Here is a 26,345-nt window from a genome sequence, read left to right as displayed (position 1 = left end):
GGCCCTTCGGCGGGGGGTGTGGCGAGGGCCCGGTCCGGGCCCCCGCCACACCACTACTCGAACAGTGAGAGCGTGAGCGTCGAGCTGTACGCACCGGCGGCGACCTCCGCCGGGGTACGCAGGTACAGATCGGCGTTGACGGAGTACGAGTCGCTGGCGACCGCCTCGGAGTCGAAGGCCGAGACCAACAGCTCCTGGTCGACGAGGCCGACGTTGTTACCCGGCAGGGTCGCCTCGTCCAGCGCGGTCACGACCTCCTCGCCCTCGGTGACCAGGCCGCTGTCCCCGCCGTCGAGCAGGCGGGGCTTCCACCCGAGGTGGTCGGCGGTGATCGGCGTCTGGCCGGAGGTGCCCGCGAAGTCGGTAGCGCTGCCGAGCACCGCCCAGCCGGCACCGTCGGGAACCTCGTCGGCGACGCGCGTGTCGGTGACCGTCACCGTCGGCAGCGTACCGACGAACTGGCGGACCAGCAGGGTCGAGCCGTCCTCGGACAGCGCGACGGCGTCGCCGGCGATGGACAGGGCCAGGACGCCCGGTTCCCTGACCTCGTCGATGTCGACGGTCACCCGCACGCTGGCGTCGTCGTCGGGCTCGGCCAGGGCGGGCGACGGCAGCACCGCGGCCCCGACCAGAACCGCGCCGACGGCACCGGCCGCGAGCATCCGCCGCCGTTTGTCTGTGTTCATGTGATCTCCGTTCGCGTCGAAAAAGGGGTTATCCGCCACAGGTGCCGGCGGGGTGTTGCACGGTGCGGACGGTCGTCACGTCCTGTCCACCGATCGCCCCGGTCACCCGGACCGTCGCCGAACCCGCCGGCACCGAGACGGCGCGCGTGTTGAACGACTGGTAGGCGTTCGCGCCCGGCGCGACGGCCGCGAACGAGCGCTCGCCGTACGCGGTCTCCAGCGCGATCCCCACCGGCGCGCCATGGTCGTTGCGCGCCTGCACCGCCACGTAGACCTTGCCGCCCACGCACCGCGCCGACGCGGTGACCGTGACGGGCAGCTCCAGGGTGGCCGCCTGGAAGGCCCAGGTGTCGATCTCGAAGAGGTCGACACCGGCCGGACCGGTGTAGGTGAAGTAGACGTCGTGCACGCCGCTGACGCCGGCAAGCTCGGCGGTCACCTCGGACCACTGGCCGACGGGCGTGTCGACGGCGGCCGTGCCGACGACCGGACCGGTGGCGGAGTCCAGCCGTACCTGGATCTGCCCGCCAGCGGCGAGCGCCCGCACCCTCGCCGTCACGCTCCGCGCGCCGTTGTCGCCGAAGTTCACCGACGACAACGCCGTCCAATCGCCGTTGTCGATGTCGCGGACCACCAGGTTCGGTGCCGCGCCGCCGAACTGGGCGGAGCCGCCGTCGATCTTCGTGGTCGCGACGCCCTTGCTCCAGCCGAAGGTCTCGGCCTCGAAGACGCGGTACGGGTCGAAGTCGCGGACCTGGTTCACGCCGGCGTAGGTGCCGACGATCTGCTGGATCGTGCCGTCCGGGTTGAAGGCAAGTTCCTGGATGTGCGGGCTGCGGTACCCCTGGGTGGTGTTGCCGTTGATGCGCTTGTTCAACGTCGGCGCGTGGTAGGTGAAGTAGTGCTTGCCCTCGAACTCGAAGACCGACTGGTGGTTGTTGCCGCCGGTGCCGGCCCCAAAGAACTGCGACTGGTTCGGGAAGAGCACGCCGGCGTAGGTCTCCTTCGGCCACGACATCGGGTTGTCGGAGATCAGGTAGCCGATCTGGCCACCACCGGGGTAGCCGGGGAGCGGCTGCTGGCTGCCACCGAAGTCGTTCCCGCCGAAGTGCGACGAGTACGAGAAGTAGTACTTTCCCTGCCGCTTGAAGACGTGACCCGCCTCGAAGGCCACCGGGGCGTCGACCACCGCGGCCGTGCCCTGGGTCGCGACCATGGTGTCGTCGAGTTCGATGGCCCGGATGTTCTTCGGGTTGTTGAAGCGCTCGGCCGGCGGCATGCTCGTCGACGCGGGGCCACCACCGAAGTAGAGGTACGGCTGGCCGTCGTCGTCCACGAACGGGGCCGGGTCGAACTTCCACGCGACGTTCTCAGCACCGGGGGTACGACCGTCGATGAGCGTGCTCGTACGCTCGCTGGTCCACGGGCCGAGCGGCGACGCGCCCGTGATCACGTTGCTGGAGCCACCGCCGTTGGCGTAGTAGAGGAAGAACTTCTCCACCCCGTTCACCACCTTCTTGGCGATGCCCGGAGCCCACGAGTTGGCGGTGAACGGGGCCACCCCGTTCGGGCCGGCGACCTGGATCTCACCGTGGTCGGTCCAGTTCACCAGGTCCGCCGAGGAGATCACCGTGATCTGGTTGATGTCGCCGTAGTTGATCCCGGGCGAGACGCCCGTGGCCGGGTTCGGGGCGTAGCCCTGGGTGTCGTTCGTCATGTACATGTACACCCGGCCGTCGTGCACGAGGCCGAAGCCGTCGGCGCCGAACTTGTGCCCGATCAACGGGTTGTGCTCCCCGGGCAGCTTGCCGACGACCTCGATGGTCTTCGACGCCGGTGCGGGCGGCGCGGCGCCGACCACCGACACGTCGTCGAGCTTGAAGTCCATGAGGTGCAGGTCCGGGTCGGTGGTCGGGGTGGCCGTCCAGGGGGTCTCGAAGAACAGGCGCGCCGTCGACACGGTCTGCGTCGCCGGGATCGTGAACGTGCCGTTGAACTGCGCCCACTGACCCTTCGTCGCCGTCACGCTGACGAGGTTGGTGTAGGTGCCGCCGCCGTAGTGCATGGTGGCGAAGAACTGCTTGGTGGCCGGTCCGTTCGCGTTCTCGTACTTGATGCGGGCCGTCAGGGTGTACGCCTGGCCGGCCTGCACCTTGCCGCTGAGGTCCTGCATCGGCCCGGACCCGGTCGTCGTCCGGCTGGTCACGAGGGCGGCGTTCGCCCCGGCGTAGGCATCCGAGGTGGCCGACAACTGGGCGCCGTCGCTGGCGTTTCCGTTGTTGACGAACCAGTTGGCCAGGCCGTCCTCGAACCCGCCGTTGACGACGAGATTCGTGTCGGCGGCCTGGACCGGCGCGGCCCCGGCGCCGAACCCGGCGGCCAGCAGCAGGCCGACTGTCGCGAGCGCCGCGACCCGTCCTCGGGTCGGCCGTCGCATTCGTTGTTCCACGAAACGTCCTCCTTCATCTCTGACGTGCGGTCATCGGTGTACGGGGGATCGGTGGGTGGTCCGGACATCAGGGGTCGACCGCCACCACCGGCTCGACCGCGACCGGCGGAGCGGAACAGGTTTGCTGTTCCGCGCCGCACGGCCGGTCGCCGGTGGTGCTGGTCGCTGAGCCGAGGGGCTCGTGGTGGGGTTATCCGCCGCAGGTGGCGCCGGGGTGCGGCGCGGAGTGCGCGGTGGTCACGTCCCGGCCGGCGACAGTGCCGGTGACCCGGACCGTCGCCGAGCCGGCCGCCACCGACGCCGCACGCGTGGGGAACGACTGGTAGACGTTCGCCCCCGCCGCCACGGTCGCGAACGACCGGTTCCCGTACGGGGTCTCCAGGGTGATCCCGACCGGCCCGTCCGAGTCGTTGCGCGCCCGCACCGCCAGGTACGCCCGGCCAGCCAGGCACCGCACCTCGGCGCTGGCCGTGACCGGCAGTGCCGCGAGCACGCCGAGTCGGGCCAGTTGGTAGCTGAGTGCGCGCTCCGGGGCGTCGATCTGGTTCTGGGTGCCGAACTGGCCGGCCCGTGCCGCCGTCGCCGCCGCGAGTGCGGACCGCGTCGCAGCCCAGGCGTCGGGCGGGTAGTGGCGCGCGTCGAGCGTGTGCGCGTGGGCAATGGCCGCGTCGAGGGCGACGGTGTCCAGCGGCCGGGCCTGCGCGGTCAGCACGTCGCTGAGCAGGTAGTTGTCGAAGTCGACGTGCCCGCCGGTCTCCTGGGTCGCGTAGTTGAACAGGCCCACCCGGTGACCCATGAAGTGCGCGAGGCTGCCGTCCAGCGTCTGCGGGCCGACGCGGTTGCCGAGCCGGGTCCAGGTCAACCCGTCCAGGCTGTAGTAGAACGTCGTCCACAACTGGCCGACCGGCGAGGCGAAGTCGAGGTCCGCCTTCACGTGCACCTCGGTCGCGTCACCCAACGCCACGGTCGTGCCCGCCACGAAACTCTCCAGTGTCGACTGGTCGAGGTCGACCGCGAACGGCTGCGACCGGTTGACGACGCCGAGGGTGTTGACACCGTCGACGCGCTTGACCGCCACGTACGAGAAGCCGCGGTTGTAGGCCGCCAGGCCCGCGACGTCGCCGTTGTTCATTCCGGCGATGTCCATCCGGGTCTGCACCGACTGCCGTGGCCCGAACGTCCGCTGCGAGAGCGTGTTGCGGGCCTCCTCGAACCAGGCCAACTCGGCCCGGTTGGACAGCTTCGTGTAGACGTACTGGCCGGTGACCACCTTGCCGGCCGTCAACCGCAGCCAGCCGTCCCGGTCGGTGAGCGACCAGTACCGGTTGTCCGGTGCGTGGTTCCACTCCCACGCCAGGTCCAGCCGCGACCCGTTGGGGGCGATCTCCGCCGGGTCCAGCGGCGCCGGCACCGTCCACTGCTCGTCCTGGTACGCCCTGTGTGGCGCGTCGTTGGCGAAGTCGTCCGAGGCGACGATGCTCTTCTGCCGCTCGAAGACCTCCTCGGCCGGACTGAGCTGGATCGGCTTGGCGAACACGCCGTTGACCGGCACGACCCCGTTGGTGCCGAAGGTCGGCCACCCGTCCTGCCAGGTGGCGGGGATGAGCGCCGGGATCCGCCCGATCGGGAACGTGTCGCGGAAGAACATGCCGTGCCAGTCGGTGCCGCCACCGGCCCGGCTGATCGGCACCAGGCTGCCCTGGGCGAAGCCGTTGGAGTTGAGCACGCCACGCGCCTCGTAGGTGTTCACCCCGCCGGCCGAGGTGTAGCGGCCGAGCAGGTCCTTCGACCGGAACATCACGACCTGGCGGCCCTGCCCGGACGGCCAGGTGATGATGACGGCGTAGTACCAGCCGTCGATGTGGTAGACCTGCGCGCCCTCGAACAGGCCGCCGATGAACGGCTGCCCGGCGTAGTTGCTCGCCGTGAAGATGTTCGGATAGTCCTGTGCGATGGCCGTCAGGTCGGCGTTGAGGCGTACGGCGCTGGTGCCGCCGGAGCCGTAGAAGATGTACGGCGTGCCGTCGACGTCGAAGAAGAGCGACGGGTCGTGCAGGCCACGGCCGAGGGCGGTGCGCTGCCACGTGCCGTTCTCGATGTCGTCGGTGCGGTAGAGGTACGCCCCGTTGAGGTTGTTGGTGTTGAAGGCGACGTAGAACGTGCCGTCGTGGTAGCGCAGCGACGACGCCCACTGACCCTGACCGTACGAGTTCTGACCGTTGCGCAACGAGAACGAGTCGCCGATGCTCGCCCGGTCGAAGACGTAGTTGACGATCTCCCAGTTGACCAGGTCGTACGACTTCATGATCGGCGCACCCGGGCTCAGGTGCATCGTCGTGCTGATCATGTAGTAGGTGTCGCGGCCCTCGTCGTTCTCGGCGGCGGGCACCCGCTCGACGCTGATGTCCGGCACGTCGGCGTTGAGCAGCGGCACCGAGTAGGTGCCGGCGCCGGTGTCGGTCGAGGTGTACGACGAGCGGGGCGACCAGCCCTCGGCGGCGTGGGCGGCGGAGGGTGTGCTCACCAGGCTCGCACCCAGGAGAACGGCGACCGATGCGAGCGTGCGGAAGCGGCGGGAAACTCGCGGGCGGATCGACACGACCAAGGTGGACTCCAGACGCGAGAGCGGCGTGCAGCCATCGTGTTATCGCTAACAATGCCTGTCAAGAGCATCAATGAAACCTGCCCGAAGTGTCCGCGTAACCTCAGGCCGGTCAGGACGCACCACGCGGACCCGGGCCGGGGCGAGAACACCCCAGCCCGGATCCGTTGCTGTCCCTCGTTACGTCAGCTGCGTACCTGCCAGCGCTGGTTCGCGCCGCCGCTGCAGGCCCACAGGATCAACTTGGTGCCGTTCGCCGTCGCGGCGCCGTTCGCGTCGAGGCAGAGACCCGACTGCACGCCGGTGATGGTGCCGTTGGAGTTGATGTTCCACTGCTGGTTGACACCACCGTTGCAGTCCCAGATCACCACCTTCGTGCCGTTCACGGTGCCCTGGCCGGAGGCGTCCAGGCACTTGGTGCCGTAGATCATGAGCTGCCGGCTCGCGGTGTGGGTCCACCGCTGGTTGGTGGCGTTGCTGATGCAGTCCCAGATCTGGGCCTGCGTGCCGTTGGTCGTGCTGGAGTTGCCGATCTCGGCGCAGCGATTCGACTGGACGCCCACGAGCTGCACGTTCGTCGGGTTGGTGCTGCCACCGCTCTGCACGCCGGCCGTGTTGATCACCGTCTGCGCGCCGGACGGCCAGTTGCCGTTGCTGACCGTGACGTTGCCGTTGACGACGTTGCCGCGGTCACCGTTCGTCACGTTCGTGCCGCTGCTGGTCGACCAGTTGTTGGTGACCGTGAAGTTGCCCATGTTCTCGGCGTAGTAGTAGTTGGCGGTTGCCCAGGTGCCGGTGGAGGAGAACACGTTGTTGCGGGCGGTGTAGTAGCGCGAGCCCTCGTCGAAGTAGAGCCCGAACCAGCCGTTGGTCCGCAGGCAGTAGTTCTCGGCGATCAATCCGCCCGGGTTCGCCGACAGCGAGTAGATGCACCCGCCGTCGGTCATCTGCTGCATGACGTCGTGCACGTAGTTGCCGATGACCTGGTTGTTGGCCGCGGTGGTCGCGGTCGTGTACCGCGGCTGGTAGTTGTACAGGCCACGGTTGGCGTAGTGCTGGCTGCCGCCGGCGTCGTTGGCGCCCCAGCCGTAGCCGATCGACATGCCGGTGTACGGCATGTTGTAGACCTCGTTGTGCGAGACCAGCGAGGTGTTCACGTAGGTCGTCAGGATGGAGACCACGCCCCGGTACTCCAGGCCGAGATCGTGCACCTTGTTGTTGCTGATGGTGACGTTGCGGTTGACCATCCGCTGGTCACTGGGGTGGTGGGCGTCGGCCCGCACGCCGCCGACCACGACGCCACCGGCGGAGTTGCGGGCGATCTCGGAGCGGGTGACGGTGATGTTGTTGACGCCCAGACCGACACCGCTGGCGTGGGCGTTGGCGTCGTTGCCGATGCCGATCGCGGTCTGCCCCAGGTTGACGAACTGGGAGTCGCTGAAGCTGATGGTGTTCGCGGCGGAGACCTGCACCGCGGCCGGCATCTGCGCCCAGCTCGGGCGGGTGGCCTCGAACAGTGAGCAGCCCTCCTGGCAGGAGGTCAGCGCGTCGGACGGACGGGCCCAGGTGCCGACGATGTGCGCGCCGGTCTGCTGGTCGGCGAAGCCGTTGCTGCTGCTCGGGCCGAGCCAGCTGGTGCCGGTGAAGGTGATCCCGCTGAACGAGATGTGGTGCGCCGGCGCGTCGTAGGTGCCGCCGACGTTCACCAGGGACTGCAACTGCGGCAGCTCCACGCTGACCGAGCTCATGTTCTGTCCGGCGAGCGGGATGTAGTTGAGCTGGCCGCTGCTGGGGTTGAGATACCACTCCCCCGCCGAGTCCAGGAACTCGTACGCGTTGGCCAGGTAGAACGGGCCGGCGCGGTGCGGACGGGACAGCGTGTCGAAGCCGAAGGTGTTGTTGTTCCACGCCGGCTGCTGCATCGTCAGGAAGTTGCCGCTGATGCTCTGCACCGGCGAGTACCGGTCGGTGAACGAGCCGACGCTCTCCACCTCGACCCGGTTCTGGTTGCCGAGGTTGTTGAGGTAGTTGAGCGCGCTGTTGGTGAACCGCATGCCGGACGTGGTGAAGGTGAAGTCGGCGCGGTTCACGGCGGTACGTGCCCGCGTGGCGACTGCCCCGTTGACGTAGAGCTGACGGGAGTCGAGCCCGGCGGGAACGCTGGCCCGCCAGATGTTCTTCCCGGCGTCAACCTGCGTCCAGCCGGTGACCGCCCGGGCGCCGGTGATCGTCGGACGGGCGCCGGTGGCCGCCCGCCAGATCACCTGGTAGCCGTTGTTGCCGGAGTCGGCAGCGGTCAGCCGCAGCGGCGACGACAGCCGGTACGCGCCGTCGGCCAACTCCACGACGATGTCACCGGACATCGTGGTGTTGGCTGCCCGCACCGCGGTCTGTGCGGCGGACAGCGAGCAGGGTTCGCTGGCCGAGCAACTGGTGCCGGTGCCGGAGGGCGACGCGTAGAGGGTGGTGGTGGCCGCGAGCGCGGGGGACGCCGCGGCAGCCACCGCGACCACAGCGGTCAACGCTGACGCGGCGACGCCGGCCAACATTCGCCGCAGCGGCGGAATGGGGGAGACAGACACGGGACGGTGCTCCTGACATGAGAGGGGCGGAGGGCTTGGTGCGTGGTGGTCAGCTGAGAATCTTCCGGAGATAGCGCAGGCCGTCCGTGGCGAGACGGTCCTGTGAGGGTGCCAACGGGCGCCAGATCGCCGCGGCGACCGCGATGGCCTCGTTCTCCCCCGTGAACGACTCGATGCAGATCGCACCCTGGTAACCGGTGTCCCGCAGGACGGTGAAGAAGCGGGGCCAGTCGAAGTGGTCCGCACCGGGTGCGCCCCGGTTGCTGCCGCTGACCTGCACGTGCTTGATGTGCGGGGCAGCGGCAGCGAGAGCCGCGTAGGGGTCGGCCTCCTCGATGTTCATGTGGTACGTGTCGATCATGATGCCGACGTTCGGCGGGAGCCCGTCGATCAACTCGACCGTCTGCTCGATCGTGTTGACGACGCTCGTCTCGTAGCGGTTCAACGCCTCGACACCAATGCTCACGCCCAACTCGCCGGCCTGCTCGGCAACCGGCGCCAGGGCCCGCCGGAAATCCGCGTAGCAGGCCGCGCGAGCCGCCGGTGACATCCGCCAGGTGCGGCCGACCGAGGCGTACACCGGGCCGCCGACGCATCCAGCGCCGACGGCCGCGGCGCTCGCCACGCAGCCCTTGAGGTACGCCACCGTCGACTCGACCACCGCTGGCGCGGCGTCGACCAGCTCCCGCCCCGGCGAGAAGGCCGCGCAGACGCCGGCGGCGACGAGGCCGTGCTCGGCCAGCAGGTCCCGGGTGCGGACCGGGTCCCAGTCGCCCGGCTGCTCGATCGGCAACTCGACCGCGTCGAAGCCGAACGAGGCGATCCGCGGGATCAGCTCGGACAGGGCCTCGTCGTCGACCGGCGAGGCCCACACCCAGGGGTTGACGCCGATGGCGTACATCAGGGCCCTACTTCCAGCGCTGCGGGTAGCCGGGCAGGTCGGTGCAGCCGCACATCGCGTAGTGCAGCGGCGGCATGCCCGCGTCGAGATACGTGTCCAGGTTGTCCTGGGTGACGGTCGGCTGCGGCAGCTTCCACGGGTTCGACACCTGCTCGCCGTCGAGGATCCGCAGTGCGGCGATGATCGGCGTACGCCACTGGTAGGTCGGGTACGTCGGCGCGATCGCGGTGAGCTTCTTGTCCTTCCAGATCTTCAGGAAGTCGAGCTGGTCCTCGCCGTTCATCGGCGGAACGGGCTTGCCCGCGTCCTGGAACGCCTCGACCGCCGCGACGGCCACCGCTCCGGCGTCCATCCAGACGCCGTCGATCGTGCCGTACCGCTGGATGTAGTCGTCGACGATCTTCTTGGTCTTGGCCGGGTCACCGTCGGTGAACTCGACCCCCACGACGTCGACCTTCGCCTTGTCGAACGCCACCTTCGCCGCCGACCAGCGGGTCTCCAGGACGTCGACACCGGGCAGGATCCGCAGGGCGAGGACCTTGCCGCCCGGCTTCATCTTCTGGCTGACGAACTCGGCGCCGACGTGGCCGAACCCGTAGCCGCCGATGGGGTTGATGAACGTCACCGGGCACTTCGTGTTGACGCCCCGGTCGAAGACGACCACCGGCAGACCCGCCTGGCAGGCCGCCTCGACGGCCGGGGTCAGCGTGGCGGTGGTGTTCGGCGAGACGATGAGCGCGGAGCAGCCCTTGCCGAGCAGGTCGTTGATGTCCGCGATCTGCTTCTGGTCCTTGCCCTCGGCGTCGACGTGCACGAACTCCTTGATGCGGCTCTTCTGCGCCTCCACCTCGGCCTGCATGGTCTTGAACCCGACCTGCCGCCACGGGTTGTTCAACGCCGCGTTCGAGAAGCAGATCTTGTGCGGCCCCTTCTTCTTGAACTTGGCGGTGTCCACCAGCTTCGGGTTGAGCACCTGCTCCCACGGCTTGTCGGCCGGGCCCGTCGCGGTCGCGCTGAGCAGTGCCAGCTCGGCGTCGTAGTCGGCCTGCACGAAGAACTTCGACTGCTCGCCGGTGCCCGACCCGGCGGCGGTGGAGGCACCGCCCGACGGGCCCGCGGAGGGCTCGTCGGTGGCACAGGCGGTGAGGGACAGCAAGGTGACAGCGGCCAAGGCCGCCATGGAACGTCGCACTATGGATTCCCCTTTATCTCGACGAAGAACGCGTTGCCGAGACCGCCACGGCGAGCAGGATGATCCCGCCCTGGACGGTCGACCTGAGGGCGCCGGAGACGCCGTAGAAATTCATGAGGGCGAACAGCAACTCGAGGGTCAGCGCACCGAGCATCGCGCCGACGACCGAGCCGCGACCCCCGCCCAGCGCGACGCCACCGAGCACGACCGCGGTGATCGCACCGAACTCCAGCCCCGCGCCGGCCTGGAACGACACGCCGCTGTAGCCGCCCAGCAGGATCGCCGCGACCGCCGCCGCCAGGCCGCTGAGGATGAAGGCGATCGTCCGGGTACGCCAGACGCTTACGCCGCTCAGCTCGGCGGTGCGCGGATTGTCGCCGACGGCGACGAGCGTGCGGCCGAAGTCGGAGCGCATCAGCAGCACAGCCACCACCGCCAAGGCCACCAGGACCAGCAGCGCGAACGGCACGCGACCGAGCACCGGCACGTCCTCGAAGGCCCGCCGACCGAACCGCCGGAACTCCTCGGACAGCCCACCCTTCGGAGCACCGTCGGACCACAGGTAGACCGCACCGACCAGGATCAGGAACATGCCGAGGGTGGTGATGAACGACGGCACCCGCAGCCGGGTCGTGATCACGCCGTTGACCAACCCGACGAGTGCCCCGAAGGCGAGCAGGAGCAGCACCACGGGCCAGGTACGCGTCGGGTCGCTGTCGATGAGCCGGGCGGCCACGACCACCTGCGCGGTGACCAGGGAGCCGACGGAGAGATCGAACTCGCCGGAGACGATCACGAAGTACTGGCCGGCGGCGAGCAGGATGATCGGCGCCGAACGCCCGAGGAACGACATCAGCGACGGCGGGGCGAGGAAGTCGGGCTGTCGGATGCCGACGAGCACCACCAGCACCGCGAGGATCGCGAGGATCGGCAGGAGGCCACCCGGACGGACCCGCGGGAGACGCAGCGGCAGCGTACGACGCTGAACGGTCTGCATGGCTAGGCAGCCGCCTTTCGCATGGCCCTGCGGGCGTAGACGGCGACCGCGGCGATGATGATGGCGCCCCGGATCACCTGCTTGAAGAACGCGTCGACCTCGAGCTGGTTGAAGATCGCGTCGATGCTGGCCAGCAGCAGCACTCCCCCGACCGTGCCGATGACGCCGCCGCGCCCACCGGCGAGGGCGGTGCCACCGATCACCACGGCGGCGATCGACTCCAGGTCGTAGAGGCCCTCGGTGCCCACCCGGGGCGCGCCCGAGCCGAGCCGACTCGCGAGGTAGATGCCGGCGAGCCCGGCACACATCGAGCACAGCACGTGGGCGGTGACGAGGACCCGGTCGTTGCGGACGCCGGAGAGCCGGGCGACCTCCGGGTCGCCGCCGACGGCCACCAGGTGGTGACCGAAGCGGGTCTTCGAGAGCGCGAACCAGGCCGCCGCGGTCACGGCGACCAGCAGCAGGAACGACACCGGCACCGGGCCGATGCGCTGGTAGCCGAGCGCTTGCACGAGCGACGGCGCGGTGGTGCCGGCCGGTCCGTCGTAGCCGTTGTCGAGGTAGCCCTTGAGCAACAGCCCGACGCCGAGGGTCGCGATGAACGCGTTGACCCGGAGTTTGGTGACGAGGAGCCCGTTGAGCAGCCCGACGCCGGCGCTGACGACGAGCACCAGGCCGATCGCCGGCAGCACCGCACCGTCGCTGCCGTTCATCGTCTCGGCGGCGACGAGGGTGCTGAGGCTGATCACGTACGCCACCGAGAGGTCCAGCGACCCACCCAGGATGACAAGTGTCTGGCCGACGGCCACGAGCCCGAGGCCGGCCGCCACGTGCAGCAGACTCACCGTCGTGGACTGGTTGAAGAGCTGGCCACCGTCGACGAGGACGACCAGCCAGCCGATCGCGAGGGTGAGGGTCAGGGCCACGAAGACGCCCGGTACGGCGCGGCGGGCCGGCAGGAGCGACAGCGCGGTCACTGGGCCATCTCCATTCGCGACTGCGGGGCTCGCAAACCCGGCTCACTCCTCGCGCTCATCGGGCGGCCTCCGGCACGGCGCCGACCGCCAGGGTGACGACCTCTTCCTCGCTCGCGCCGGCGGGCAGCTCGCCCGCGACACGGCCGTCCCGCATGACGATGATGCGGTCACTCATGCCCAGCAGCTCCGGGAGATCAGACGAGATCATCAGCACGGCCGCGCCGTCGCGGGCGAGGCGGCGGACGAGGTCGTGGATGGCCGACTTCGCACCCACGTCGATACCGCGGGTCGGCTCGTCGAAGAGCAGGATCCGCGGGTTGAGCGCGAGCCAGCGGGCCAGCACGACCTTCTGCTGGTTGCCGCCGGACAGGAAGCGGATCTCCTGGTCGTCGCCCGCACCACGGACCTCCACGGCGTTGAGCAGCTCGCGCACCCGAACGGTCCGGGCCGCACGGCCGGACCGGGCCGCGAAGACGGCCCGGCTGGCGAGCAGCGCGTTGTCGAGCACCGACTGTCGGGGGACGATCCCCTCGCCCTTGCGGTCCTCGGTGACGTAGGCGATGCCGGCCCGCATCGCGGTGCGGGGTGAGCGCAGTCGGACCGGCCGGTCGTCGAGCGTGACGTCACCGGTCGTGAACGGCGACACCCCGAAGATCGCACGGGCCAGCGCGGACCGCCCGGAGCCCTGGAGGCCGCCGATGCCGAGCACCTCGCCGGCGCGCAACTGGAGGTTGATGTCACTCAGCTTCCCGTTTCCCACGTCGCGAAGGTTGAGCCGCACCGGACCTCGGTCCTCGGGGGCGGCCCGGTCCGGGTAGTAGCTGGACAGCTCCCGGCCGACCATGTGCCGCACCAACTCGTCGCCGGTGGTGCTCGCGGTGTCCACGGTGGTGACCCGGCGACCGTCCTTGAGCACGGTGATCCGACTCGACAGGTCGAACACCTCGGCGAGCCGGTGCGAGACGTACAGCAGGCCGATGCCGCGTTCCTGGAGTCGGCGCACCAACCCGTAGAGCAGCTCGACCTCGTGGTCGGCCAGCGCCGCGGTCGGCTCGTCCATGATGAGCAGCCGGGCGTCCAGGGCGAGCGCCTTGGCGATCTCGACGACCTGCTGCTGCGCGACGCCGAGCTGCCCCACCCGGGCGTCGGCCGGCAACGTGGTCTCCCCGATCGAGGCGAGCAACCGCGTGGTGTTGTCGAGCATCGCCCGCCGGTCGACCAGACCACGCCGGACCGGCTCGTGCCCCAGGTAGACGTTTTCCGCGACGGTGCGCTCCGGCAGCAGGTTGAACTCCTGGTGGATGATGCCGACGCCAACCCGCTGGGCGTCGCGCGGTCCACGGAACGTGCGCGGCTCACCGGCGAACTCGACGGTGCCCTCGTCCGGGGCGTACCCGCCCGAGACGATCTTCATGAGAGTGGACTTCCCGGCGCCGTTCTCCCCGACGACGGCGTGCACCTCGCCCGGCGCGACATCGAGGTCGACACCGTCGAGGACGCGCACCCCGAGGAAGGACTTACCGATGCCCCGGAGGGTGAGCAACGGCGCCGGTGGTGGGTCTGACATCCCGAAAGCCCTCACAGATAGTAGTCATCGACAAGGTCAGCAGGTCGGACCCGACCCGTTGGTGGCACGGAAAACGAACTTTCGCCGCCGGCCGCGGGGACTTACGTTTTTATGTTGCGAACATTCCCTTGACATCGACGAAACATCACACGTATGAAGATAGATGTTTGGATGCGGGTCCGCAATCCTCGTCCGGGGCCGATTGCCAGGGCCGCCACGCCATCGGCAGCGTCGCCGTGCGCGAGGAATTCGAACATGGCCGTCGTCACCAGGGCAAGACGCCGGACGCCGCCCCATTCATTGACACGGATCTATCACTAGCTCATCCTGACCTCGTGGACCACGGGACGACCACCACAGCCACCATCACGCTGCGTGATGTCCTGCGGGTCTGACTGCCGTTTCGGCGAACGGCACGAGGAAAGACCAGCGCACTCGTGCCACCCACGCGTCCAGGCACAACCTGACGCCTGGTGGGTGCGTGGGCGCAACCGGAGTTGCCCGCCCAACCTAGGAGACGGCATGCGTCGCAATACAATGATCATCGCGGTGATCGCCGGCCTGTTACTGGCTCTCGGACTCGCCCCGCCGGCGTCGGCCGCCCCGGCCTTCCGCGCCCTGGTGTTCAGCAAGACCACCGGTTACCGGCACGACTCGATCCCCGCCGGGATCTCCATGATCCAGCAGCAGGCGGCCGCGAACAACTTCGAAGTGGTGGCGACCGAGGACTCGAGCGTCTTCACCGCCAGTAACCTGGCGACCTTCGACGTCATCGTGATGCTCCAGACCTCCGGCATGGTCTGGACCTCGGCCGCCCAACGCCAGGCGGTGGAGGGCTACCTCGCCAGCGGCAAGGGCATCGTGGCCATCCACAACGCCACCGACATGGGCATCGACACCGAATACCCGTGGTGGGACAACACCATCAACGGCGGCGCCCACATGCCGGAGCACTCCCCCGGCGTGCTGCCCGGCACCGCCATCGTCGCCGACAAGCAGCACCCGTCGACGGCCGGTCTGCCGGATCGGTGGAACCGCAGCGAGGAGTGGTACAACTTCGACTCCAACCCGCGTGGCAAGGTGCACGTGCTGGTGACCGCCGACGAGCGCACCTACAACCCGGGCTCCCGGGCGATGGGCCCGGACCACCCGATCTCCTGGTGTCGCAACACCGCCGGCGGACGGGTGTGGGCCACCGCGATGGGTCACGCGATCGCCTCCTACAGCGAGACGTACTTCCGCGACCACGTCCTCGGTGGCATCAAGTGGGCCGCCGGCAACGCTCCCGGCGACTGCGGCGGCACCGTCTGGGGCAACTTCGAGAAGCGCACCCTGGACGACAACACCGTCGACCCGATGGCGATGGCGGTGGCCCCCGACGGACGGGTGTTCTACGCCCAGCGCGGCGGGCAGCTGAAGATCTTCAAGCCGTCCACCAACAGCACCGTGACCGCCGGGACGCTGAGCGTCTACACCGGCGGCGAGGACGGCCTCACCGGCATGGCGCTGGACCCCAACTTCGCCACCAACGGGTACGTCTACCTGTACCACTCGCCGGCGAGCAGCTCGACCGACGTCAACCGCGTCTCCCGCTACACGCTCAGCGGTGACACGCTGAACATGTCCAGCGGCGTGACGATCATCGACATCCCGGCGTACCGGGACCGGACGTTCCCGGAGCCCGGCCACACCGGCGGTTACATCGAGTTCGGTCCGGACGGCAACCTCTTCATCGGCACCGGTGACGACACGCCCCCGAACCTCGACCCCAACTGGCAGGGCTACGCCCCGCTGGACTGGCGCTCGGGTAAGTCCAACCTGGACGCTGCCCGCAGCGCGGGCAACACGAACGACCTGCGCGGCAAGCTGCTGCGCATCCGCCCCGGAGCCAGCGGCGGCTACACCGTCCCGACCGGCAACCTCTACCCCCAGGGCACCGCGCAGACCAAGCCGGAAATCTACGCGATGGGCTTCCGCAACCCGTTCCGCTTCTCGATCGACCCCGCCAACGGCTGGGTCTACCTGGCGGACTACGGCCCGGACCGCAACCCGCCGACCACCAACCGCGGCCCGGAGGGCCTGGTCGAGCTGAACGTGATCAAGACGCCCGGCAACTACGGCTGGCCGTTCTGCCACGGCAACAACCAGCCCTACGCTCCGTACAACCCGGACACCGGCGTGGTCGGCGCGAAGTTCAACTGCTCGGCGCCTGTCAACAACTCGCCGAACAACACCGGTCTGGTCAACCTGAAGCCGGTCGTCATGCCCAACATCTGGTATGGCTACCCCGCCTCGACGACCTTCCCGGAGCTCGGCTCGGGCGGCTCGGCCCCGATGGGCGGCCCGGTCTACCGCTACGACGCGGCGAACCCGTCCCAGACGAAGTTCCCGCCCTACTACGACGGCGTGCACTTCTTCTACGAGTGGGCCCGCAACTACGTCAAGGAGGTGCACTTCGACTCCTCCTCGGCGGTGACCCGCACCAACCCGTTCCTGCCCGGCGGTAACTTCAACAAGCCGATGGACATGGAGTTCGGCAAGGACGGCTCGCTCTACCTGCTGGAGTGGGGCACCAACTTCGGCGGCGGCAACAGCGACTCCGGGCTCTACCGGATCGACTACATCCAGGGCGGCCGGTCCCCGATCGTCAAGGCCACCGGCACCCCCACCAGCGGCTCCTCGCCGCTGACCGTCCAGTTCAGCAGCGCGGGCACGACCGACCCGGACGGCAACACGCTGAGCTACCTGTGGACGTTCGGCGACGGCACCACCTCCACGGCGGCCAACCCGTCGAAGACGTACACCGCCAACGGCAACTACACGGCCCAGTTGAAGGTCACCGACAGCACCGGTAAGACCGGCTTCGCCAACGTCCCGATCACCGTCGGCAACAGTGCCCCGGTGGTCACCATCACCACACCGGGCAACGGCGGCATGCTGACCTTCGGTGACAAGGTGTCGTACCAGATCACGGTCACCGATCCGGACGGCGGCACCGTCGACTGCTCGAAGGTGTTCCTCAACCCGGCGCTGGGTCACGACGACCACGCCCACGAGACCACCGAGTACCCGGGCTGCTCGGGCACCATCTCCACCGACCTGCTCGGTGGGCACCCCGATGGCGCCAACCTGTTCTACGTGCTGAACGCGCGGTACACCGACAACGGCGGCTCGGGGGGCGGGTCCCCGCTCACCGGCACCGCACAGGCGATCCTGCAACCGAAGCACAAGCAGTCCGAGTACTTCAGCAGCCAGTCGGGGATCCGGGTCGTCGACCAGGCCGCGGCGGAGAGCACCAAGCGCGTCGGTGACATCTCCACCAACGACTGGATCGCGTTCAGCCCGATGAACCTGTCGGGCATCTCGACGGTCAGTTACCGGGTGTCCTCGCCCTCCGGCGGCGGTTCGATCGAGCTGCGCGCCGGCTCGCCGACCGGCACCCTGTTGGCCACCACCACGGTGCCCAATACGGGCGGCTGGGACAACTACCAGTCCACGACTCCGGTGAGCGTCGCCGCCTCCAGCGGGACACAGACGCTCTACATGGTGTTCAAGAACAGCAGCAACTCGTTCGATCTGGACTCGCACACCTTCGGCGGGAACGGCGTCGGGACACCCGGCACCGGCACCGGCGGTGGCCTGGCGGGCAAGACCTACACGGTCACGGCGCAGCACAGCAACAAGCTGATGGACGTCAGCGGTGTCTCCACCGCCGACGGCGCCCAGATCACCCAGTGGTCGTCCACCGGTGCCAACAACCAGAGGTGGCAGGCCGTCGACGCCGGTAACGGCGCGCTCTACCTCAAGGCGGTGCACAGCGGCAAGTGCGTCGAGGTGGTCGGCAGTTCGACCGCGGCGGGTGCCTTCCTCCAGCAGGCCACCTGCAACAACGGCAACCAGCAGAAGTTCACCGCCACCGCGACGGGCACCTCCGGCGTGTACACGGTGAAGAGTGTGCTGAGCGGCCTCTGCGTCGACGTCAACGGCGCGGCCACCACCGACGGCGCCCGACTGTTGCAGTGGACCTGCCACAGCGCGGCCAACCAGCAGTGGCGGTTCACCGCGGTCTGACCTGCGGCTGAAGCGGTAACAAATGACGTCCCGGTCGGGACCGGTGTCCGAGAATCGGAGCCGGTCCCGGCCGGGACGTCGTTGTCAGCTCAGCTGGACCGGGAGTCCGGGCCGGGCAGCGCGGCGAGCAGCCCGGCCGCGGCCAGGGCGTCCCACAGATCCTCCGGTACGACGGCCTCGGACCGTCGTACCGTCTCGACCATCTGTGCCTCGGTGCGGACGCCGACCACCGTCGACACCACGGCGGGATGCCGACGGACGAAGGCGAGTGCCGCCTGCGGCAGGGTCACCCCGTACGTCTCGCAGACCGCCGCGATCCGCCGCGCCCGCTCGATCAGCTCCGGCGGGGCCTGCTGGTAGTTGTAGACGGCATCGGCCGGCGGCTGGTCCCGCGACAGCAGCCCCGAGTTGTAGACGCCCGCGATGACGATGCCCACCCCGCGGTTGTCGGCGGCGGGCAGCAGGTCGTCGGCCGCGCCCTGCTCCAGCAGGGTGTACCGCCCGGCGCACATCATGACGTCGACGTCGGTCTCCCGCACGAACCGCGTCAGCATCGCCGACTGGTTCATGCCGGCACCGATGGCACCCACGACGCCCTGGTCGCGCAGGTCGACCAGGGCGGGCACGGCCTCGTGTGCGGCCTGCTCCCAGTGGTCGTCCGGGTCGTGCAGGTAGACGATGTCGATCCGGTCCAGTCCGCTGCGGTCGAGGCTGGCCTCGATCGAGCGGAGGACGCCGTCGCGGCTGAAGTCCCACACCCGCCGATGGCTGGCGGGGACGTCGAACCCGTCGGAGTCGCGCAGGTGTGCGTTCTCGGGTGACGGCACCAGGATCCGCCCGACCTTCGTCGACACCACGTACTCGTCGCGTGGCCGTTGACGCAGCGCGGCGCCGAGGCGTCGCTCGGACAGCCCGAGGCCGTAGTGCGGCGCGGTGTCGTAGTACCGGACGCCCGCCTCCCACGCCGCGTCGACAGCCGAGGCGAACTCCTCGTCCGACGTCCCCCGGTACAGGTTGCCGCCCTGGGCCGCGCCGAAGCCCAGCTCGGTGAGACGCACGTCCGGGCGACGCGGGAGCGCTCGGGCCGTCATGACGCCTCCAGCCCGGGTACGCGGCGGACGAGCCTGCCCGGACGGCCGCCGACGACGCCCACCGGGGGCACCGGCCGCCCCGTCATCGGCCCATCCAGCCGCCGTCGACGGGCAGCACGACCCCGTTGACGTAGTCCGATGCCGACGACGCCAGGAACACCGTGGCGCCGCCGAGGTCGTCGGCACGACCCCAGCGGCCAGCCGGAATTCGGGCGAGGATCGCCTCGTTGCGATCGGGGTCGTCGCGCAGCGCCTGGGTGTTGTCGGTGGCGATGTAGCCGGGGGCGATGGCGTTGACGTTCACCCCGCGGGCCGCCCACTCGTTCGCCAGAGCCTTGGTGAGCCCGGCGACGCCCGACTTCGACGCGGCGTAGCCGGGGACGGTGATGCCGCCCTGGAAGCTCAACAGCGAGGCAGTGAAAATGATCTTCCCTCGGCCACGCTCGACCATCGTCCGGCCGATCTCCCGGCTCAGGATGAACTGACTGCTCAGATTCACCTCGATCACGTGGTCCCACATCTCGTCCGGGTGCTCGGCGGCCGGTGTGCGGGCGATCGTGCCGCCGTTGTTCACCAGGATGTCGATCGGCCCGAGAGCGGTGAGATCCCGGGCCAGTTGGTGGACGGCCGCCCGGTCGCCGAGATCGGCACGCAGCCCGGTGAACTGCCGGCCGGCGGCCCGTACCCGGCGTTCCACCTCGCTGCCATCCGATTCGAGATGGGCGGAGACGCCCACGATGTCGGCGCCGGCCAGCGCCAGGGCCTCGGCCATGGCGAGGCCGATACCACGCCGGGCGCCGGTCACCACGGCGACGCGTCCGGACAGGTCGAACAGGGCCGTCACTTGTTACCCTCCCGCAGATCGAGCAGCACCTTCATCACGCCGCCACCCTCGAGTGCGGTGAAGGCGGCCGAGGCCGCCTCGACCGGCTCCACCCGGGAGATGAGCTGTTGCGCCGGAATGGCGCCCGAGGCGACCAACCGGATCGCCTCCACCATGTCGTCACGCTGGTACAACCGGGCGCCGAGGAGTTCCAGCTCACGCCAGAAGAACCGGTGCAGGTTGACCTCCCGGGGCCGGGGGTGGATCGCCACCATCACCAGTCGGCCTCGGGTGGTGAGAACGTCGACCGCCGTGGTGACGCCGCCGGCGGAGCCGGACACCTCGAAGGCGATGTCGGCGCCCGCGCCGTTGGTGCGTTCGTTGACGAGTGCCACGACGTCTGTCGCGCCCGGGTCGACGGCCTCGATCCCGATCCCCTCCGCCACCTCGCGTCGGAACGGGTCCGGTTCGACGAGGAGCACCCGCGCGCCGCAGCCCCGCGCGACGACGGCGATCAGCGTCCCCACCGGGCCACCGCCGACCACGACCACCTGGTCGTCGGCGGTCACGTTCGCCCGGCGGACGTCGTGCACGGCGACCGCGACCGGCTCGACGAGCGCCGCGTGGTCGAGCGGCAGGTCCTCGGGGAGCGGCAGGACCAGGTCCGCCGGTACGGTCCAGTAGGACTGCATGGCACCCGGCGAGTCGATGCCGAGGAAGTTCATGGCGTGGCAGACGTGGGAGTGCCCACGCTGGCAGGCAGGGCACTTTCCGCAGGGCCGGGTCGGCAGCACGGTGACGGGCTGGCCGACGCTCCAGCCGGTGGTGTCCGGCCCGACGGCTGCGATCCGGCCGGACATCTCGTGCCCGATGATCGCGGAGTCACCGACCCGCGCGTCCATGTCTCCGTGGTAGATGTGCAGGTCGGTGCCGCAGATCCCGGTGTACGCCACCTCGATCCGCACCTGGCCCGGACCCGGCGGCACCGGGTCGCGATCCTCGATTCCGAGGTCTCGCGCCCCCCGGTAGACGACTGCCTTCATCGATCCTCCATCTCGCCGGTCGGCACGTCGGGCGTGGCGACCGGACATGGTCGTGGGTGCACCGCGGTGGCGGTGCACCCACGTTCTCTCTCTGTTTCTGGCGGTCAGCTCAGTGCCGTGCGGTGGGCGACACCTCAGTACGGGAGTTCAGTGGCACGACCGGCACCTGGCGGGCGGGGACCACCCCGTCGATTCCGCCCAGCAGCCGTCGGCCGGCCCGCTCCGGCCGAACGTTGGGGCTCTCGGCGGTCTGCACCTGCGGGCGGTGGTTGGCCGCTCGGATCTGCTCCTCGTCGACCCGGACACCCAGCCCGGGTGCGTCGCCGAGGATGAACGCGCCGTCCTCGACGTGCAGGTCGACGGAGACGCCGACCGGTGGATGCAGGTCCTGCAGCTCGCTGGTCAGGTGGTTCGGCACCGAGGTCGCGGCGTGCAACAGGCCGATCGGGCTGTTGCCGATCGGGCTGACCGGCAGGTCGTACGCGTGCGCCAGGGCGGACGCCCGCAGGAAGTGGGTGACCCCCCAGACGGCGGCCATCTGGACGACGTCGACCGCGCCGGCGGCGAGCAGCGGACGGTACTGTTCGAGCCCGGTGAGGTTCTCGCCGGTGGCGACCGACGCGCTGACGCCCCGGCTGACGACGGCGAGGCCCTCGGCGTCCCAGCGTCGGACGGGCTCCTCGATCCAGATGAGGTCGAGGGTGCGTTCGAGGTCGCCGACGTGCCGCACGGCCTGCTTGCGGGTCCAGGCCTCGTTGACGTCGAGCATCAGACCCGGTCGCCGACCGTGCCCGGCCTCGGTCAGGACGTCCCTGACCAGGGTCAGGCGGTGCCGGTCGCGATCGATGTCGAGACCGCCCTTGAGCTTGGCGGCGCGCAGGCCGTGGCTGGCGTAGACCTCGTACTCCGCGACGAGTTCGTCGTCGGTGAGCCCGATGTCCAGGCCGGAGGCGTAGGCGTTGACCCGCCGGTCCCGTCCGCCCAGCAGCCGCCACAGCGGCTCGCCGGCCGCCTGCGCCTTGATGTCCCAGAGTGCGGTGTCCAGTGCGCCGATGGTGCCGAACACCGGGCCCGCGTGACCGGCCTTGAAGGTGTGCCGCAGCATGCGGTCGTACAGCGTTGTCACGGCACGGGGGTCTTCGCCCTCGATGGCTGCGAAGATCCGCTCGATCTCGACGTGCGGCCCGAGGCCGACTCCCGAGATGCCCTCGTCGGTGTCGACGATGACGATCGAGACCGGAACCACCCCGTCGGCGAACACCCCGTTGGCGTCGCCGACGGGCCGCCCCCATTCCTGGACCGTGGAGAGCGTCCGATATCCCGTGATCCGCATGTCAACCCTTCGTGGAACCGGCGGCTACACCGTCGGCAATTTGGCGCTGGAGGAACAGGTAAACCAACAGGACGGGAATGGCGGCGATCAGCACCCCGGAGGCGAAGGTGGGGATGTTGTCGGAGTACTGACCCCGCAACGAGGTGACACCGATCATCAGCGTGCGGTGATCCGCCGAGGGCATCATCACCAGCGCCATGAGGACGTCGTTCCAGCAGAACAGGGCGTTGAGGATGCCGACCGACAGCAGTGCCGGGGTGCCCAGCGGCAACATGATCCGGCGGTACACGCCGTACACGGTGTTGCCGTCGATCCGGGCGGCGTCGACGATCTCCGACGGGATGCCCCGGTAGTAGCTCGTCATCAGGAAGACGGTGAAGGGCAGGAACTGCGCCACGTAGACGAGGATCAGACCGGGGTACGTGTCGATGAGCGCCGTGTCGGCCATGATCCGCGACAGCGGCACCATGATCACCTGGAACGGGATGAAGAGCCCCGCGAGGCAACCCAGGAACAACGCCGACGAGCCACGGAACCGCAGTTGACTCAGCGCGAAGCCGGCCATCGACCCGAGCAGCAGCAGCACGATCACCGACACCGTCACCACGAGCAGCGAGTTGACGAAGTATCGGCCCATGCCGACGCTGTTCCACGCCGTGCTGATGTTCTCCCAGCGCAGGGCGTCGGTGAGGGAGAACCGGTCGAGGATGTAGTCACGGCGGGTCTTCATCGCGACGTTGGCGGTGAAGAGCAGTGGGTAGATCGTCGCCAGCGCGAGCAGTGACATGGGGAGGGCGATAAACCACCATCCCAGACGGACCCGAGACATCAATCCTCCTTTCCGGATCGTTCGAGCAGCTTGATCTGCAACAGCCCCACCACGAGCATGATGATGAAGAGGATCGTCGAGGCGGCCGATGCGAGCGCGGGTCGGTTCATCTGGCCCTGCTGGATCCAGATGTAGTACTCCGGCAGGTAGGTCGAACCCTCCGGCCCGCCGCTGGTCATCACGAAGAGCAGCCCGAACATCGAGGTCAGCATCCCGATCATCGTCGTCACGAAGACGAACTGGATGGTGCGCGAGAGGCTTGGGATGATCACGTGCCAGACCACCTGGCGGAGCGAGGCGCCGTCCACCCGGGCGGCGTCCAGGAGCGCGGGGTCCAGGGTGGCGAAGCCGGCGAGGAACACCACGAGCGCCATCCCGAAGGTGGCCCAGATGTGCACGCCCACCACGATGAACATCGCCAGGTCCGGGTCACCGAGCCAGTCCACCGGGCTGATGCCGACCGACCCGAGGATGGCGTTGAGGGGGCCGTCGAAGGCGAGCAGCAGGTTGAAGATCGCGCCGACGATGACCGGCGAGAGCACCGCGGGAAAGAAGTAGACGCTGCGGTAGAAGCGGTGGCCAGGCACCCGCAGGTAGATGAACGTCGCGAGCAGGCCGGGGATGGCCACCGCCACCGGGAGCAACAGCACCAGCAACCCGACGTTGCTCAGCGCCGTCCGGAACAGTGGATCGTGGAACAGCTCGCGGTAGTTGCCGAACCCGACAGCCGTCCCGTTCTGCGCACCGTCGCCGGTGAAGGAGAAGTTGACGCCGAGGAGCAGCGGATAGAGCCGCAGCACCACGATGATCAGGACGGCCGGAGCGACCAGGATGTAGGGGGCGAGGCGCTCGGCCCGCAGCCCGCCACGGGAGCGACGAGGCTGTGCCCCATGCCGATGCCCGGCGGAGTTGGGCGCCGCCCCGCCGGCCCGTCCGGCCTGAGCCAGACGGACCGACGGTTCTGTGTTTCCAATCGACACGGAGGTCAGCCCGCCTGGTCGGAAGCGGCCAACTGCTTCACCACCTCGTCGACGGTGATCGACCCGCTGAGCAGCTGCTGGGACAGCCGACCCATCAGGTCAATCGTCTTCGAGGAGAGCGCCACGTGCAGAGCCGGCTTGCCGGTCTTCAGGTCGCTGACGATCGTGGAGACGGCGGGGCCGCTCTGGGACACGTCGACCGTGGTGTCGGCGACGATCGCGCCGGCATCGGCGTAGAAGGCCTTCAACGCGTCCGCCGAGCTCAGGGAGCGCACCAGGTCGGCGGCCACCTTCGGGTCCTTCGTCCACTTGGCGACGCCGTAGCCGATACCACCGTCGTACGGCAGGCTCGGGGTAGTGCCGGCGGTGACGACCGGAGGCTTCATGACGCCGAGCTTCTCCGGGGTGAGGAACTCGTTGAAGTCCTTCCAGTGCCCCACGTCCGACATCAGACCCATGACGTGGGCGGCCTTACCGGACTGGAAGTACGCGAACGAGTCGTTGAACATCGCGGTCGAGTTGGCCCCGTCGCTGTTCATCTTCTTGTCGCCGGTCTCCTTCCAGAGCTGGAAGATCCGCTTGACGTTCGGTGAGGTCCAGTCGCGCTTGCCGGTGATCCAGGCGTCGTACTCCGCGGCGGTCAGGGTGACCGACCCCATGCTGGAGAGCCAGAACTGGATGCCGACGCCCTCCTTGTTACCGAGGGCGAAGCACTTGGCGCCGGCCTTGGCGATGGCGGCGCAGTCGGCGACGAACTTGTCCCAGGTGGCGGCCGGGGTCGCCGGGTCGAGGCCGGCCTTGCGGTAGATCTCCTTGTTGTAGTAGATGGGGTAGCCCTGCAGCGTCACCGGCTCGGCGTAGACCTTGCCGTCCTTGGTGAAGGCGTCCCACCCGGCCAGGCGCTGCTTGTCCTCGGCCACGTAGTCGGTGATCGGCACCAGCGCGTCCACCCGGTCGCGGATCTGGCCACCACCGTTGAACAGCATGACGTCCGGGCCCTTGCCGGACTGGATCGCCGCACCGAGCAGCGTGTAGTACTGGTCGAAGGGCTGTGCGACGAACTCGACCTCAACCTTTGGGTGCTTTTTCTTGAAGTCAGCCTTGGCCTTGTCCAGATAGGATTTGGCGAACGCCTCACCGGACTTCCAGTCCCACACCACCAACTTGCTGTCAGACCCGCTCGACGAACTCGAATCGCTAGCACTTCCGCAACCGGCCAGGGCTAGGCCCACAACGAGGACGGCCGACCATATCGCGCGCTGTCTCATCAGTTGTCACCTCAGAAAGTGGGGTGGCCGGCGGGCGTGCCGCCGTGCCAATGTTGCCCGGAACGTAACTCGTATGACGTGTGACGTCAATACTCAGCCGTACACTGAGCCAGACGTCGTGCCACGGCGAGCCTTTCGGAGGGGACATGACGCTATCGCAGGAAACAGCCCTGAGCAGCCCGGTGACACCGGCATGGGTGCGTCGGCCGACCAACCTCGCCAGGGCGGTCACCGCCGAGCTGGTGGAGCGCATCGTCCGGGGCGTCCATAAGTCCGGTACGTCCCTACCCCCCGAGCCGATCCTCTGCGAGACGTTCTCCGTGAGCCGGACCGTCGTCCGGGAAGCAGTCAAGATCCTGCAGGAGAAGGGGCTGGTGCAGGTTCGCCAGGGTGCCGGCACCATGGTCACCCCGGCGGCGCAGTGGGACATGCTCGACGAACTCGTCCTCGGGGCCACCATCGCCGAGGACGACAGCCTCGACATCCTCGACGATCTCGTGGTCACCCGGCGCGTGCTGGAGTCGGACATGGCGAACGTCGCCGCCCGCCTCGCCGACGCCGGGACCATCGAGCGGCTGCGCGCGATGGTGGACCGGATGGACGAGCTCGTCGACGACCACGTCACCTACCACGAGCACGACCGGGCCTTCCACGACGCGATCATGCAGACCTCCGGGAACCGCATCGCCCGCGGCGTGGTGCGGGCGCTGGAAAGCCAGGTCATCAACACCGCCCGCTACATGGGCCGGACCGAACGGTCCCTGTGCGTGGCGTCCAACCGGGGCCACCGGCGCATCTACGAGCGCATCGCCGCGCACGACTCCGACGGTGCGGCCGAGGCGATGTTCACCCACATCACCGAGGCCTGGCTGGTCCGCCGCAGCGGTTCGGGCAAGCCGGTCCGGCTGCAACGCTGACCGGCGCGGGCAACGAGACGGCGCCCGCCCCCGAGGT

The 26,345-nt window shown here is 69.0% G+C and carries 18 protein-coding genes; 2 read left to right on the top strand and 16 right to left on the bottom strand.

The window, feature by feature from the left end; translation table 11 throughout:
• Positions 1–53: 53 nt before the first annotated feature.
• The 9 genes from AB0B57_RS05070 to AB0B57_RS05030 all read right to left on the bottom strand — a co-directional run bounded on the left by AB0B57_RS05070 (position 54) and on the right by AB0B57_RS05030 (position 13,953).
• Positions 54–686, bottom strand: a complete 633-nt coding sequence (locus tag AB0B57_RS05070; protein ID WP_357065229.1) for a hypothetical protein — start codon at positions 684–686, stop codon at positions 54–56.
• 28 nt (positions 687–714) lie between these two features.
• Positions 715–3,135, bottom strand: a complete 2,421-nt coding sequence (locus AB0B57_RS05065; protein ID WP_357065227.1) for a family 43 glycosylhydrolase — start codon at positions 3,133–3,135, stop codon at positions 715–717.
• 190 nt (positions 3,136–3,325) lie between these two features.
• Positions 3,326–5,659, bottom strand: a complete 2,334-nt coding sequence (locus AB0B57_RS05060) for a glycoside hydrolase 43 family protein (RefSeq protein WP_357065225.1) — start codon at positions 5,657–5,659, stop codon at positions 3,326–3,328.
• 263 nt (positions 5,660–5,922) lie between these two features.
• On the bottom strand, positions 5,923–8,319 hold the full coding sequence (locus AB0B57_RS05055; protein WP_357065223.1) for an RICIN domain-containing protein: 2,397 nt from the start codon (positions 8,317–8,319) through the stop codon (positions 5,923–5,925).
• A 49-nt stretch (positions 8,320–8,368) separates the two neighbouring features.
• Positions 8,369–9,220, bottom strand: a complete 852-nt coding sequence (locus AB0B57_RS05050; protein ID WP_357065222.1) for a sugar phosphate isomerase/epimerase family protein — start codon at positions 9,218–9,220, stop codon at positions 8,369–8,371.
• 7 nt (positions 9,221–9,227) lie between these two features.
• The gene (locus AB0B57_RS05045; protein WP_357065584.1) at positions 9,228–10,400 is read right to left on the bottom strand and encodes a substrate-binding domain-containing protein; all 1,173 of its coding nucleotides are present in this window, start codon (positions 10,398–10,400) and stop codon (positions 9,228–9,230) included.
• A gap of 25 nt (positions 10,401–10,425) precedes the next feature.
• Positions 10,426–11,409: an ABC transporter permease gene (locus tag AB0B57_RS05040; RefSeq protein ID WP_357065221.1), complete on the bottom strand. Its 984-nt coding sequence runs from the start codon at positions 11,407–11,409 to the stop codon at positions 10,426–10,428.
• A 2-nt stretch (positions 11,410–11,411) separates the two neighbouring features.
• Entirely contained in the window at positions 11,412–12,386 is a 975-nt protein-coding gene (locus AB0B57_RS05035; protein WP_357065219.1) for an ABC transporter permease, read from the bottom strand.
• A 55-nt stretch (positions 12,387–12,441) separates the two neighbouring features.
• Entirely contained in the window at positions 12,442–13,953 is a 1,512-nt protein-coding gene (locus tag AB0B57_RS05030; protein ID WP_357065217.1) for a sugar ABC transporter ATP-binding protein, read from the bottom strand.
• A 522-nt stretch (positions 13,954–14,475) separates the two neighbouring features.
• Here AB0B57_RS05030 and AB0B57_RS05025 point away from each other — a divergent pair.
• On the top strand, positions 14,476–18,024 hold the full coding sequence (locus AB0B57_RS05025; RefSeq protein WP_357065216.1) for a ThuA domain-containing protein: 3,549 nt from the start codon (positions 14,476–14,478) through the stop codon (positions 18,022–18,024).
• Between the two features lie 89 nt (positions 18,025–18,113).
• Here the strand turns inward: AB0B57_RS05025 and AB0B57_RS05020 are convergent, their stop codons facing one another.
• The 7 genes from AB0B57_RS05020 to AB0B57_RS04990 all read right to left on the bottom strand — a co-directional run bounded on the left by AB0B57_RS05020 (position 18,114) and on the right by AB0B57_RS04990 (position 25,280).
• Positions 18,114–19,115, bottom strand: a complete 1,002-nt coding sequence (locus AB0B57_RS05020) for an aldo/keto reductase (RefSeq protein ID WP_357065214.1) — start codon at positions 19,113–19,115, stop codon at positions 18,114–18,116.
• An 82-nt stretch (positions 19,116–19,197) separates the two neighbouring features.
• Positions 19,198–19,959, bottom strand: a complete 762-nt coding sequence (gene kduD / locus AB0B57_RS05015; protein ID WP_357065212.1) for a 2-dehydro-3-deoxy-D-gluconate 5-dehydrogenase KduD — start codon at positions 19,957–19,959, stop codon at positions 19,198–19,200.
• A complete protein-coding gene (locus AB0B57_RS05010) occupies positions 19,956–20,981 on the bottom strand; it encodes an alcohol dehydrogenase catalytic domain-containing protein (protein WP_357065210.1) in 1,026 nt (341 codons plus the stop codon). Before AB0B57_RS05010 ends, kduD begins: the two co-directional genes overlap by 4 nt.
• Positions 20,982–21,090: 109 nt before the next feature.
• Positions 21,091–22,314, bottom strand: coding sequence for a mandelate racemase/muconate lactonizing enzyme family protein (locus AB0B57_RS05005; protein ID WP_357065208.1), 1,224 nt, complete (start codon positions 22,312–22,314; stop codon positions 21,091–21,093).
• A 1-nt stretch (position 22,315) separates the two neighbouring features.
• The gene (locus AB0B57_RS05000; RefSeq protein WP_357065206.1) at positions 22,316–23,143 is read right to left on the bottom strand and encodes a carbohydrate ABC transporter permease; all 828 of its coding nucleotides are present in this window, start codon (positions 23,141–23,143) and stop codon (positions 22,316–22,318) included.
• Positions 23,143–24,123, bottom strand: coding sequence for a sugar ABC transporter permease (locus AB0B57_RS04995; protein WP_357065204.1), 981 nt, complete (start codon positions 24,121–24,123; stop codon positions 23,143–23,145). The genes AB0B57_RS05000 and AB0B57_RS04995 overlap by 1 nt, the downstream gene beginning before the upstream one ends.
• A gap of 5 nt (positions 24,124–24,128) precedes the next feature.
• Positions 24,129–25,280 (bottom strand): extracellular solute-binding protein, encoded by a 1,152-nt coding sequence (locus AB0B57_RS04990; RefSeq protein WP_357065202.1) that lies wholly within the window; start codon positions 25,278–25,280, stop codon positions 24,129–24,131.
• A gap of 257 nt (positions 25,281–25,537) precedes the next feature.
• Here AB0B57_RS04990 and AB0B57_RS04985 point away from each other — a divergent pair, with 257 nt between their 5' ends.
• Positions 25,538–26,308, top strand: a complete 771-nt coding sequence (locus AB0B57_RS04985) for a FadR/GntR family transcriptional regulator (RefSeq protein WP_357065201.1) — start codon at positions 25,538–25,540, stop codon at positions 26,306–26,308.
• Positions 26,309–26,345: the final 37 nt, after the last annotated feature.

This window comes from Micromonospora sp. NPDC049101, assembly GCF_040648675.1.
Classification (GTDB): Bacteria; Actinomycetota; Actinomycetes; order Mycobacteriales; family Micromonosporaceae; genus Micromonospora.
The sequence above is the reverse complement of the archived record's forward strand: the minus strand, read 5'-3'. Positions and strand labels throughout refer to the sequence as shown.

Excerpts from the sequence above, each read along its gene's own strand:
- AB0B57_RS05070 (WP_357065229.1), bottom strand. The coding sequence starts at position 686 with ATGAACACAGACAAACGGCGGCGGATGCTCGCGGCCGGTGCCGTCGGC.
- AB0B57_RS05050 (WP_357065222.1), bottom strand. The coding sequence starts at position 9,220 with ATGTACGCCATCGGCGTCAACCCCTGGGTGTGGGCCTCGCCGGTCGAC.
- AB0B57_RS05045 (WP_357065584.1), bottom strand. The coding sequence starts at position 10,400 with ATGGCGGCCTTGGCCGCTGTCACCTTGCTGTCCCTCACCGCCTGTGCC.
- AB0B57_RS05040 (WP_357065221.1), bottom strand. The coding sequence starts at position 11,409 with ATGCAGACCGTTCAGCGTCGTACGCTGCCGCTGCGTCTCCCGCGGGTC.
- AB0B57_RS05030 (WP_357065217.1), bottom strand. The coding sequence starts at position 13,953 with ATGTCAGACCCACCACCGGCGCCGTTGCTCACCCTCCGGGGCATCGGT.
- AB0B57_RS05025 (WP_357065216.1), top strand. The coding sequence starts at position 14,476 with ATGCGTCGCAATACAATGATCATCGCGGTGATCGCCGGCCTGTTACTG.
- AB0B57_RS05020 (WP_357065214.1), bottom strand. The coding sequence starts at position 19,115 with ATGACGGCCCGAGCGCTCCCGCGTCGCCCGGACGTGCGTCTCACCGAG.
- AB0B57_RS05010 (WP_357065210.1), bottom strand. The coding sequence starts at position 20,981 with ATGAAGGCAGTCGTCTACCGGGGGGCGCGAGACCTCGGAATCGAGGAT.
- AB0B57_RS05005 (WP_357065208.1), bottom strand. The coding sequence starts at position 22,314 with ATGCGGATCACGGGATATCGGACGCTCTCCACGGTCCAGGAATGGGGG.
- AB0B57_RS05000 (WP_357065206.1), bottom strand. The coding sequence starts at position 23,143 with ATGTCTCGGGTCCGTCTGGGATGGTGGTTTATCGCCCTCCCCATGTCA.
- AB0B57_RS04985 (WP_357065201.1), top strand. The coding sequence starts at position 25,538 with ATGACGCTATCGCAGGAAACAGCCCTGAGCAGCCCGGTGACACCGGCA.